This window comes from Bradyrhizobium sp. (assembly GCF_017881085.1).
Lineage (GTDB): Bacteria > Pseudomonadota > Alphaproteobacteria > Rhizobiales > Xanthobacteraceae > Bradyrhizobium.
In genome coordinates this window covers 1-11,262 of the sequence record NZ_JADGRI010000174.1, presented here as the reverse complement: position 1 = coordinate 11,262, position 11,262 = coordinate 1, and the positions used below count along the sequence as shown (strand labels likewise).

General features: G+C 62.0%; 11 protein-coding genes. 7 read left to right on the top strand and 4 right to left on the bottom strand.

Annotated elements, in window-relative coordinates; all coding sequences use genetic code 11:
• A partial coding sequence (locus QZ213_RS16950; RefSeq protein ID WP_291687239.1) for a GFA family protein occupies positions 1-413 on the bottom strand: 413 nt, incomplete at its 3' end.
• A 10-nt stretch (positions 414-423) separates the two neighbouring features.
• The gene (locus QZ213_RS16945) at positions 424-1,551 is read right to left on the bottom strand and encodes an alkene reductase (protein ID WP_291687238.1); all 1,128 of its coding nucleotides are present in this window, start codon (positions 1,549-1,551) and stop codon (positions 424-426) included.
• 104 nt (positions 1,552-1,655) lie between these two features.
• On the opposite strand from QZ213_RS16945, the gene QZ213_RS16940 reads away from it, so the two are divergent.
• On the top strand, positions 1,656-2,039 hold the full coding sequence (locus QZ213_RS16940) for a winged helix-turn-helix domain-containing protein (RefSeq protein WP_291687237.1): 384 nt from the start codon (positions 1,656-1,658) through the stop codon (positions 2,037-2,039).
• A 159-nt stretch (positions 2,040-2,198) separates the two neighbouring features.
• Positions 2,199-3,050: an SDR family NAD(P)-dependent oxidoreductase gene (locus tag QZ213_RS16935; RefSeq protein ID WP_291687236.1), complete on the top strand. Its 852-nt coding sequence runs from the start codon at positions 2,199-2,201 to the stop codon at positions 3,048-3,050.
• 97 nt (positions 3,051-3,147) lie between these two features.
• On the opposite strand, the gene pqqA (QZ213_RS16930) is transcribed toward QZ213_RS16935, so the two are convergent.
• Positions 3,148-3,228, bottom strand: a complete 81-nt coding sequence (gene pqqA, locus QZ213_RS16930) for a pyrroloquinoline quinone precursor peptide PqqA (protein WP_012029362.1) — start codon at positions 3,226-3,228, stop codon at positions 3,148-3,150.
• Between the two features lie 291 nt (positions 3,229-3,519).
• Between pqqA (QZ213_RS16930) and QZ213_RS16925 the strand changes: the two genes are divergently transcribed.
• The 4 genes from QZ213_RS16925 (at position 3,520) to pqqA (QZ213_RS16910) (ending at position 8,095) form a co-directional block, all read left to right on the top strand.
• Positions 3,520-4,791 (top strand): PQQ-dependent sugar dehydrogenase, encoded by a 1,272-nt coding sequence (locus tag QZ213_RS16925; protein WP_291687235.1) that lies wholly within the window; start codon positions 3,520-3,522, stop codon positions 4,789-4,791.
• A gap of 107 nt (positions 4,792-4,898) precedes the next feature.
• Positions 4,899-5,231 carry a cytochrome c gene (locus QZ213_RS16920; RefSeq protein WP_291687234.1) on the top strand — a complete coding sequence of 111 codons (333 nt, stop codon included), beginning with the start codon at positions 4,899-4,901 and terminating at the stop codon, positions 5,229-5,231.
• Positions 5,232-6,075: 844 nt separating this feature from the next.
• Complete coding sequence (locus QZ213_RS16915; RefSeq protein WP_365885067.1) at positions 6,076-7,605, top strand: L,D-transpeptidase family protein; 1,530 nt, start codon at positions 6,076-6,078, stop codon at positions 7,603-7,605.
• Positions 7,606-8,014: 409 nt separating this feature from the next.
• Positions 8,015-8,095 (top strand): pyrroloquinoline quinone precursor peptide PqqA, encoded by an 81-nt coding sequence (gene pqqA / locus QZ213_RS16910; RefSeq protein WP_291687240.1) that lies wholly within the window; start codon positions 8,015-8,017, stop codon positions 8,093-8,095.
• A gap of 179 nt (positions 8,096-8,274) precedes the next feature.
• Here pqqA (QZ213_RS16910) and QZ213_RS16905 read toward each other — a convergent pair whose 3' ends face one another.
• Positions 8,275-9,249 (bottom strand): helix-turn-helix domain-containing protein, encoded by a 975-nt coding sequence (locus QZ213_RS16905; protein WP_291687232.1) that lies wholly within the window; start codon positions 9,247-9,249, stop codon positions 8,275-8,277.
• 417 nt (positions 9,250-9,666) lie between these two features.
• Between QZ213_RS16905 and QZ213_RS16900 the strand changes: the two genes are divergently transcribed.
• Positions 9,667-11,262 (top strand): PQQ-dependent dehydrogenase, methanol/ethanol family (locus QZ213_RS16900; protein ID WP_291687231.1); only part of this gene is annotated, 1,596 nt, incomplete at its 3' end.

Below are 11,262 nucleotides of genomic sequence, written 5' to 3'. Positions count from 1 at the left end.
GCCCATTCCTGCAGCTCCTCGATCGCAATGTGATAGAGCGGCTGCCGGCCGGTGCGCCCGGTAAACAGCGCGCGGGGGATGTTCACCATGTGCGGCGACCGCGCGCGTTCGTAAATCAGATGCGTGCCGCAGCGCGCGCAAAAGCTGCGTAAGGTTTTGGCCGTCTTGTCCTCGTAGCGGACGATCTCGGCGTTGCCCTTGGTGATCCGGAAGCGCTTGCGCCAGCTCCCGACATAGGTCGCATAGGCCGCACCATGCGCGCGCCGGCTCGCGGCCGAATGATCGTGCCAGGCCCAGCGCGCCGGCGCATCGATCTCGAAGCAGACGCTGCCGCACAGGCATCGACCCTGGGCCGGTTTGCCCGGCGCAACCGCTTTCGGCTTCTTCGGGACCTCTGGCTCTTCCGGGAACATCGTAACTCCCTCACGCCGGCTCCAGTTCGCCATAGAGCGGATAATCGGTATAGCCTTTCTCCTCGCCGCCATAGAAGGTCGCGCGGTCATAGGGCGTCAGCGGGAATCCTTCGCGCAGGCGCCGCGGCAGGTCCGGATTGGAAATGAAGATCCGGCCGAACGCGATGGCGTCGGCATGACCTTCGGCGATCGCGGCGTTCGCGGTCTCGCCGGTGAAACCGCCGGCCGTGATCAATACCCCGTTCCAGATCGGCCTGAACAACACCATGGCCGACGGCACGTTCTGGTGATTGACCTCGGCGCGGCCGGCGCCGCTCGAACGCGGCTCGATGAAATGCAGATAGGCGAGGCCAAGCGGATTGAGCGCCTGAACCACATGGGTATAAAGCGGCATCGGATCGGCTTCGCCGGAGTCGTTGGCGATGCCATAGGGCGACAGGCGCACGCCGACGCGGTTCGCGCCCCACACCCCGATCACGGCCTGCGTGATCTCCATCAAGAACCGCGCGCGATTTTCGATCGACCCGCCGTATTGGTCCGTGCGCAGATTGCTGCGCGATTGCAGGAATTGCTCGATCAGATAGCCGTTGGCGCCGTGGATCTCGACGCCGTCGAACCCGGCTTTCATCGCATTGCTCGCGGCCCGCCGAAATGCCTCGACGATGCCGGCGACCTCGGCGATCTCCAGCGCGCGCGGCGTCTCATAAGAAGCGGGCTTTCCGTCAGCGGTCATCGTCTTCAGCTCGGCCGCAATCGGCACCGCCGACGGCGCGACCGGCAGCAATCCGCCCGGCTGGAACGAGGAATGCGAGACGCGTCCGACATGCCAGAGCTGCAAGAAGATGAAACCGCCCTTGGCGTGAACCGCATCGACGACATTGCGCCAGCCCTTGATCTGCGCTTCCGAATAGATGCCGGGCACGCCGGGATTGCCGAATCCGCCTGCCATGACAGGCGAAGCTTCGGCGATGATCAATCCGCCCGGCGTCGCGCGTTGCGCATAATATTCCGCGTTCAATGGCCGCGGCGCGAGGCTCGGCCTTTCCGCCCGCATCCGCGTCAACGGCGCCATCACGACCCGGTGATTGAGCCGGCAGGGACCGACCTGCAATGGTGAAAACAGCGAAGGAAGATTCATTTCAGCCCCGTCAATGTGTTGATATCGATGTGTAACCGGTTCGCCTTGTTAGCAAAAGGCTTCAGTGGCAATCTGCCGCCCCGGACCATCAGAGCAAGTTTTCCATGGCAAAATCCAGCGCGAAACCGCTTCCTTCCCTCAGTGTTCGTATCGACCTTGATACCGAGGGACGCATCGGACCCGGCAAAATCCAGCTCCTGGAAAATATCCGGGCCTGCGGCTCGATCTCGGCCGCGGGCCGCGCCATGGACATGTCGTACAAGCGCGCGTGGGATCTGGTGGACGAGATCAACCGCATCTGCAGGCATGCCGCCGTCGAGCGCCAAACCGGCGGCAAGAACGGCGGCGGCGCGGTACTGACACCATTCGGCACGTCGCTTGTCGCACGATACCGAAAAATCGAACGCGCCGCGACGAGTGCCGTCCGCAAGGAGCTTCTGGCGCTGCGGGGCGATATCGCGCGGCCGAGGAAAACGGCGGGCCGCTGAGAAACGCAAAGGAGACGCGGGCTGGCAGCGCCATACTCCCGGCGTTTGCAGAGGGCTTCGAACGAAGACCTCCCATGCCGTTTCGTGCATGGTACGGACATCCCATCGGCATAGTTCGATTGCTGAGCCGCACAACGCACCTCATCGGAAGGAACCTTCGTGACCCATCCAGCCATGTCGCCAAACAACGTTGCCGTCGTCACCGGCGGCGCGTCCGGGATCGGCCTTGCCGCGGCGATGCGGTTCGCCCGCCTCGGCATGAAGGTGTGTATCGCCGATCTCGGGGGCGATCGTCTCGCGGAGGCTGAAACAAAACTGTCATCTGTCGCGCCCCGCGGCGCCGCCGATATCATGGCGCGCGCGGTCGACGTCAGCCGGATCGAGGATGTAGAGGCTCTGGAGGCCGCGGTTCGAAAACAGTTCGGCGGCGCCGACGTCCTTATGAACAATGCCGGGATTCAGCCCGGCAGCCAGATGTTCGGTCCCATTCAAAACTGGCAGCGCATTCTCGGCGTCAATCTCTGGGGCGTAATCCATGGCTCGCAGGTCTTCGCACCCCGCATGATCGAACGCGGACGCCCCGGGCTGATCATCAACACCGGCTCCAAGCAGGGCATCACCACCCCTCCCGGCGATCCCGCCTATAATGTCGCGAAGGCGGGCGTGAAGGCCTTTACCGAGGCGCTGCAACATGAATTGCGCAATGCGAAAGGCAGCCGGATCAGCGCCCATCTTTTCATTCCGGGCTTCGTCTTTACCGGCCTCACTGCCAAAGGCCGTACCGAGAAGCCGGCCGGGGCCTGGACGCCCGAACAGACCGTCGACTTCATGATCGAACGGGTAGCAGCCGGAGATTTTTATATTCTCTGTCCGGATAACGACGTATCGCGAAAGCTGGACGAGCGGCGGATCCTGTGGGCGGCGGCAGACATCGTCGAAAACCGGCCCGCGCTGTCGCGATGGCATCCGGATTATGCCGAGGCTTTTGCGGCCTTTGTGAAGGAAAAATAACGCAAGGAAAGTTGAAGCAAGGCCCGCTTGCCTCGCCGCGGCTCCAGCAACGGCACAGAGTGACGCGCTGGAGCCGGGCAGATCACTGCAAGGCGGCTTACTTGCGCGCCGCGCAGGCGTACATGTTGATTTCCATACCAACCGGGACTTCAACGATCTTCGGTGCTTTCCAGGCCATTTTCACTTCTCCAATGTTACGGCGCGAGTGCCGAACGAACGTAAGGCTATGTCGGCCGTTCGAAGGGTGCAAGCCAGCGTGTTTCCCATTTGAAAACATTGAAGCGCGCAGGCGAACGATCGTGGGCAGCGTTCCACAAATTCGGCGCGAGCGCGCCGCACCGCCGCCGTTATTGGCCACGGTATACAACGGTTGCCATTTGACAATCGCAATCACCGGCGCATTTATATCGGCACTCCCCGACGGCGGGTGTTCGCCCGTTAGAATTGGGGGCATCACAGGGAGGCATCCATGAAGTTTGCTTTAATGACGACGGCGGCGATCATGTCGCTGGCCGCTTGGCCTGTTGCAGCGCAGCCTGCTCAGCCCGCGCCGCCGAGCGCGCTCGAAACGCTGGGTGCAATGCACCCGACCGGCACCGCCGGCGACTGGCCTGAAGTCCCGCAGACCGGCCAGAAGGCCGATCAGGTCAAGCAGAACCTGACCAAGGTCAAACTGCCGCCGGGCTTCCACATCTCGCTGTACGCGCTGGTGCCGGACGCCCGCCACATCGCGGTCGGCCCGCAGGGCGTCGCGACCTTTGTCGGCACGCGCAAATCGAAAGTCTGGGTGGTGACCGACCGCTCCCGCGGCGGGGTGGGCGACGAGGTCAAGGAATTCGCCCCGACCCTGCCGAAGAAGATCCCCAACGGGGTCTGCTTCTCGAAGGACGGCTTCCTCTACATCGCCGAGCAGAACCGGGTGCTGGAATATGCCGCAGCCGAATTCTTCTATGAAAGCCCCGATGTCGTCGCCGGCGCGGTGGTCCCGGAAGGGGAGCTGATTCCCAAAGGGGACGAGAGCTATAACCACACCGCGCGAACCTGCCGGGTGGGGCCGGACAACAAGCTCTATATCCAGCTCGGGCAGCCCTACAACGTGCCTGCCAAGGACAAGGTCGACACCTACCGCAAGCTCGGCATCGGCGGCATCATCCGCATGGACCGCGACGGCAAGAATCGCGAAACCTACGCCATCGGATTGCGCAACCCGGTCGGCATGGACTTCAACCCGAAGGACAAGTCGCTCTGGACCAACGACAATCAGGTCGACGGCATGGGTGACGACATTCCTCCCGGCGAGATGAATCGCATCACCGCGATAGGTCAGGACTTCGGCTTCCCGTGGTACGGCGGCGGCCATACCCGCACCAACGAATACAAGGCCGATACGCCGCCGGCCAACGTGATCTTCCCCGAAGTGGAACAAGTCGCCCACGCCGCGGACCTTGGCCTGATGTTCTACACCGGCAGCATGTTCCCGAAGAAGTATCAGGGCGCGATCTTCTCGGCGCAGCACGGCTCGTGGAACCGGACCGTGCCGGTCGGCGCCCGGGTGATGGTGACGTTCGTCAAGGAGGACGGTCACGCCGCCGGGAAATCCGAACCGTTCGCCGAAGGCTGGAACGACAACGGCTATTACCTCGGCCGCCCGGTCGATGTAGCGCAGCTTCCCGACGGCTCGCTGCTCGTCTCCGACGACCTGGTCGGCGCGCTGTATCGCATCTGGTACGACGGCAAGTGACATCATGACGTCCGGGATGGCCCTCCGAGTCGGGGGCCATCCCGTTTTCCATCGTCCGTCCGAACTCCGTGAGGTCCAGAGTGATATCCTCGTTTTCCAGGACGGCCATGCTTGCCGTCCAACTGCTCGTGCCGGCCTGTCTTCTGCTCGCCGGCGGCAGCGTGAGCCAGGCCGGCGACGTCAAGGCCGGGCGCGCCAAGGCGATGATGTGCCAGGCCTGTCACGGCCTCGACGGCCTGTCGAAAACCCCCGATGCGCCGAACATCGCGGGCCAGATCGAGCCCTACCTCGTCACGCAGCTGCAGGCGTTCAAGACCGGCGCGCGAAAGAGCGATGCGATGAGCGTGGTCGCGCCGTCGCTGTCCGACAAGGACATCGAGGATCTCGCGGCCTATTTTGCGGCGATCGAGATCAGCGTGGGGAAATTGCCGGGACAGTAGGGTGCGGAATTGTATCGAGACGTTTGGCGCGTAATCCCTCAACGTCGTCGTCCCCGCGAACGCGGCGATCCACATGCCGCGGACTCGCGTTTTTCGCACGGTGGCTGACGGCTCCCGCTCCAACAAAGACCTCTGGTTATGGGTCCCTGCTTTTCGCAGGGACGATGCAGGTGTGGTGCGTTTCGCGTTGACTGCTTCGGATTCGGATTTCAAACAGCGCGTGTTTGCAAACACGACTTCGCGATCTCGCCGCGCGTTTCGCGCGAGTTTTGCTGTCAACTCCCGCCCTCTTCGATCGGAGGGCGCAGGGAATGCCGGGCGCCCGATGCGCCCGATAGCCGCGTGTGCAGAGGTATTGGTAGAGAGCACACGCGTTAGTCAGGTCACACCGGAATCACCCGGCATTCCCCGCGCAATGGTTTTACGACTTACTTCGCGCTCTCCTCGGTGACCGGGCTTTCTTGCCACCGTCATCCCTGAGAAGCTTGCTTCTCGAGAACTTGATGCCAGCGTCGGGGCATCAGGACCACACGACTTCGCCGTCCGCAGCCGGTGCTCTCGTCAGTCGCACCATCAGCGTCCATCGCATCCAGCCCCGCGTCCGTGACGATCGCGATACGCCCCTCTGTGGGGTGGACGGCGGAATCTATGAAACTGATTTGCGCGAAACGAAAAGGGGAAAAATTTTTGAAAAAGAGCCTGGACACGGCCCTTGCAAAACAACCCGACGGGCAAATCACCCCTTAGCCAAACGATGCCCCAAACGCTTTCGATGGATGTCCGTTATTACGAGTAAAACCGAATCCGTGAAGTTCCAATTTGGCAGGTTCGACTTAATGGCGTTATGATTTTGCCGAGTACAGGTCGGGGTAGGCCCGATTTGATGAGGTTTCGGTTTGTGAACTCGAAGTGCCGGAAGACAAGGCGGCGGCTCGCGCATCTCGCGATCGCGGGTCTGACCACACTGATCGCCGCCGGAGATTATGTCGCAGCCTCCGAGCGCCGGAGCGAGCGCCCGGTCGAGTCGATCGAGTCGCGCCCACCCGGCGAGCCGATTTTGGCGATCGTTTCGCTGCAGAACCAGCGGATCACCGTCTATGACGCCAATGGCTGGATCCTCCGGGCGCCCGTGTCGAGCGGCCAGAAGGGGCGCGAGACGCCCGCCGGGGTCTTCAGCGTCATCCAAAAGGAAGCCGACCACTACTCGAACATCTACGACGATGCCTTCATGCCCCACATGCAACGCATCACCTGGTCGGGCATCGCCCTCCATGGCGGACAGCTGCCGGGATATCCGGCGTCCCACGGCTGCGTCCGGATGCCCTTCGACTTCGCGGCGCGCCTGTTCGACGTGACACGGATGGGCTTGCGGGTGATCGTGGCACCAACCGATGTGGCGCCCGTTGAGATCACCCATCCGGGTTTGTTGCGGCCGAAGCCCGGTGCGGGCGCCTTGGCCGCCGCCCGTACCGCGGAGGCGGATGAGGCGTCCAGGAAGGCGGATCAGGCGAAACGCACCGCCGGGATGGCCTTCCGCGAGTCCGTGCAGGCCATGGTGCCGGTGCGCGTGGCGGAAAATCAGATACGAAGAGCCGAGGCGCAATTGGCGGCTGCCGAGACTGCGCCGGGTTCCGCAATCCCGACCGAAGCAAGGGAACAGGCCGCCGCAGGGATCGCCGAGTTGCAGGCGCAATTGGCCGCCGCGAAGGCGGAGCTGCAACCGAAGCTCGACGCCGTCACGACCACGCGGGCAGCCGTCGTCGTCGCAGAGGCGGAGCGGATCGCGGCAGCCGAGGCGGCGCGCCAGGTGACGCGCGAGCTCGAGCCGGTATCGGTGTTGATCAGCCGCAAGACCCAGCGGCTTTATGTCCGGCAAGGCTTTGAGCCCATCCTGGAGAGTCCGGTGACGATCCGGGATGCCGATCGCCCGATTGGCACGCATATCTTCACCGCCATGGACCGGATTGGCGGCGAGACCAATATGCGATGGAGCGTCGTCTCATTGGAGGGCGGACGTCCGCACGGCGACGTGCCCGAGTCGCAACGCCGTGCGCGCGGGGCCCATGGCCGAGACGTCGAGCCCACGCTGACCGATACCGACAGTGCAAAGGGCGCGCTCGACCGGATAGTGATTCCGCAGGACGCATTGGATCGTATCGCCGGGATAGCGCCGCGGTCTTCTCTTATCATTACCGACGAAGCATTGAGCGCCGAAACTGGCAAAGGCACCGATTTCGTGGTGCTCCTGAGCGGCCAGCCGCAAGGAGGCATCAAGATCCGGCGACGCAATCCGGCCGCCGAGTTCAGTTACGCGCCACGCGATCGCCTGCCCGACTGGCGATCGCCATCGGCGGGTCCGTATTCCATCTGGTGAACCCGTTCTTTCAGTTCCGGCAACGGCGGATGTTGTCGCAAGAGTCTTAGATCGCACGGCACCAAAACCTTCAAAGCAACACGCAGCGAGCTTATCGGTCCGGAACCAAATTCTGCGAGAGGCATCTCCGCAATCGCGGCGAACTCCGACGAGCCGAGCACTACCGCCAGATCCCGCTCAAAGAGTTCAAGATTGGAAGCCGATGAAGGGGGGCACTTGGATGTCGATTGACCAACGGCTGCTGGATCTTGTCCAAGAGAGAAATCGTTTTATCCAGGAGAGAAATATCGGCCGTTAAGGCTGGCCCGCAAGGGTTCGACGCTTGATCTTCCGCACTTGCGCGGTGTCGGGCGTGGTCCTAGGTTCTACTCCGGCGTGGAATTCGCGCCAAACTTCTTGGGAGGATGGAATGATCTGGAAGACCCCTAAAATTGTCGAAGTGCCGGTTGGCATGGAAATCAACATGTACGCCTGCGCAGCGCGCAAATAGACCCGCATCGAAACGATCGCGGCTCGACGGCAATTCTTGCGTCGAGCCGCGGCAGGCTCGGGCGTCCCGATACCACGCCGTCAATTCAAACGTCCCCTTGAGTTGGCGCGCCCGGGCCTTGATGGGGAGGGCACGCGCCAGCAAGGCAAATGTCTGCTCGTCGCGCCGAAGCGGAAATTCTATTCGCAAGGAAAGTTCGGGGACAGACCGCCGTGCTGCGCTTTGTGAATCGCGGACGGAACAACCCCGAAATACCTCCGGAACACGCGGCTGAAGTGTGATGAACTCGAAAAGCCCCACGAAAATGCCACGTCCGTGATGGTTTTTCCGGCCTGGCTCTCCAGCTCCTGACGGCAATTCTGCAACCTTGCGTGCTGGATATAGTCGCTGATGGTGGTACCCCTGTCGCTGAACAACATGTGCAGGTAGCGCTTGGTGCAGTTCAGTGCCGCCGATATCTGGTCGATCGAAAGATCCGGGTCGCGCAGATGTTCGCGGATGAAGAACTGCGCCCGGACATACATCGCCTCGGGCCCGACACGATTGAACATCCCGTCGGAGTCGCGAAGCGGCAACAGCAGGATGTCGATCAGCGAATCAGCCACCCCGATCGCGTTGTTCGGCGACAGCTTGGTCGCTTCGTCGAACGCGGCATGGACAAAGTTATAGGCGATCCGGCCGGTGCCGGTGCGCGCCGAGAGCTTGCATGCCGACATCTTCTCCAGGCGGAAGCCGCGTTCCTGCAGCAGTACCTTCGGCACGATGACAACCTCGTGTCGCGTCAGCGTCGGGCTGACTATCGTGTGCGGACAGGATACATCGTAAGCGAGACAGTCGCCGGGCATCAGCTCGATGCGGCGGCCACCCTGCTCGAAATGCGAGATCCCGTAAGTCTGAAAATGTATTTTCACGAACGGATGATCGCCCGGTTTGGCGCGCGCGGCGGTATACGCAAGCCGATGCTGGCTCGCCTCGATCTGACAGAGCTTTAGCTTCGAAACCGTCGTGTAGTTGATCTGACCTTCGAATGACGACGCCTGCAGCGGATCGATGTCGAACGGGCCGCAAAGATCGGTCAGTGTATCTGACCAACATTGGATCTGCTTCTTCGGCGTCAATCCGGAAGTTTTAAGTGAGCGGACCGTGTCGGACATCATCCAGCCACCGATTCGAGATCAAAACATGACCGCTTGCCCCGAGAGGCGCGAGTCATGATGGAGCGACTTTTACCTCAATTGAAGGCGGTCATTGCGGTTTGAGCAGCGCGTCTCCTGCCATCCATTTGATAATCCTCCGACTTAGTTACAGCGCCGTCAAGGGGAACCTCCTCAACCAATGGATCGCGCGGTACGGGCCGACGGAGTGGAGGCCAAAACGGCTGACGCATTGCAGCATGAAAGCGCGCCGCCAGCTTCACGGCTAAAAAGTTCGTTGTGTTTCGCTTTCGCGCAAACGCACTTCCCTCTTGGGCAAGTTTCCTGTTTCCGAACCGAGTAGGGGTAGCAACCAAGAATGCTGAAGAAGTGGACCGTTTTTACGGAACCCTTTGCTAACAACTGGGAGGATTCACGATGCGCAAAGTGCTACTCGCTACCGGTCTTGGCCTCATTGCGATACAGGTATCGGCGTCGCGCGCCGACGAGGCGTTGGATAAGCTTGCCAAGGATCCCAAGCAATGGGTGATGCAGCAAGGCGACGACGCCAATACGCGCTTTTCCAAGCTCAATCAGATCAACGCAACCAACGCCGGCAAGCTGCAGGTCGCCTGGACGTTTTCAACCGGCGTGCTTCGCGGTCACGAAGGCGGCCCGCTGGTGATCGGCGATACGATGTATGTGCACACGCCGTTTCCAAACACGGTTTATGCGCTGGATCTGAACAATGACGGCAAGATCCTCTGGAAATATGAACCGCGGCAGGATCCCAACGTGATCCCGATCATGTGCTGCGACACCGTCAATCGCGGCGTCGCTTACGCGGACGGCAAGATCTTCCTGCATCAGGCCGATACCACGCTGGTGGCGCTCGACGCCAAGACCGGCGCAAAGGTCTGGTCGGTGATGGACGGCGAAGCCGGCAAGGGCCAGTCCGGCACGGACGCTCCGTTCGTGTTCAAGGACAAGGTCCTGGTGGGCGTTTCCGGCGGCGAATTCGGCGTTCGCGGCTGGGTCAGCGCCTACAACATCAAGGACGGCAAGCTGGTCTGGCGCGGCTTCTCGGAAGGACCGGACGCCGACACGCTGATCGATCCCGTCAAGACGACTTCGCTGGGCAAGCCGGTCGGGCCGGATTCGTCGACCTCCACCTGGCAGGGCGATCAGTGGAAGATCGGCGGCGGCGCCACCTGGGGCTGGTACTCCTACGATCCCGCGCTGAACCTGGTCTATTACGGTTCAGGCAACCCCTCGACCTGGAACCCGGTGCAACGCCCCGGCGATAACCGCTGGTCGATGTCGATCTGGGCGCGCGACCTCGATACCGGCGCGGTGAAATGGGTCTACCAGATGACCCCGCACGACGAGTGGGACTTCGACGGCGTCAATGAAATGATCCTTACCGATCAGGCGATCAACGGCACGCCGAGGAAGCTGCTCACCCATTTCGACCGTAACGGCTTCGGCTACACGCTCGATCGGGCCACCGGCGAATTGCTGGTCGCGGAAAAGTTCGATCCGGTGGTGAACTGGGCCACCAAGGTCGACATGGACAAATCGTCCAAGACCTACGGCCGTCCCCTGGTCGTCGACGCCTATTCGACGCAGCACAACGGTGAAGACACCAACTCGAAGGGCATCTGCCCGGCGGCGCTTGGCACCAAGGACGAGCAACCGGCGGCCTACAGCCCGGACACGCAGTTGTTCTACGTCCCGACCAACCATGTCTGCATGGATTATGAGCCCTACAAGGTGTCCTACACCGCCGGTCAGGCTTATGTCGGTGCGGCCGTGGCGATGTATCCGCCCAAGGGCGACACCCACATGGGTAATTTCATCGCCTGGGACGGCAAGACGGGCAAGATCGTGTGGTCCAACAAGGAGCAGTTCTCCGCGTGGGGCGGCGCGTTGGCAACGGCCGGCGGCGTGGTGTTCTACGGCACGCTCGAAGGCTATCTGAAGGCGGTCGACGCCAAGACGGGCAAGGAACTCTACAAGTTCAAGACCCCGTCC

Coding starts and splice junctions, on each gene's coding strand:
- QZ213_RS16945 (WP_291687238.1), bottom strand. CDS start 1,551: ATGAATCTTCCTTCGCTGTTTTCACCATTGCAGGTCGGTCCCTGCCGG.
- QZ213_RS16940 (WP_291687237.1), top strand. CDS start 1,656: ATGGCAAAATCCAGCGCGAAACCGCTTCCTTCCCTCAGTGTTCGTATC.
- pqqA (WP_012029362.1), bottom strand. CDS start 3,228: ATGGCCTGGAAAGCACCGAAGATCGTTGAAGTCCCGGTTGGTATGGAA.
- QZ213_RS16925 (WP_291687235.1), top strand. CDS start 3,520: ATGAAGTTTGCTTTAATGACGACGGCGGCGATCATGTCGCTGGCCGCT.
- QZ213_RS16920 (WP_291687234.1), top strand. CDS start 4,899: ATGCTTGCCGTCCAACTGCTCGTGCCGGCCTGTCTTCTGCTCGCCGGC.
- QZ213_RS16915 (WP_365885067.1), top strand. CDS start 6,076: ATGATTTTGCCGAGTACAGGTCGGGGTAGGCCCGATTTGATGAGGTTT.
- pqqA (WP_291687240.1), top strand. CDS start 8,015: ATGATCTGGAAGACCCCTAAAATTGTCGAAGTGCCGGTTGGCATGGAA.
- QZ213_RS16905 (WP_291687232.1), bottom strand. CDS start 9,249: ATGTCCGACACGGTCCGCTCACTTAAAACTTCCGGATTGACGCCGAAG.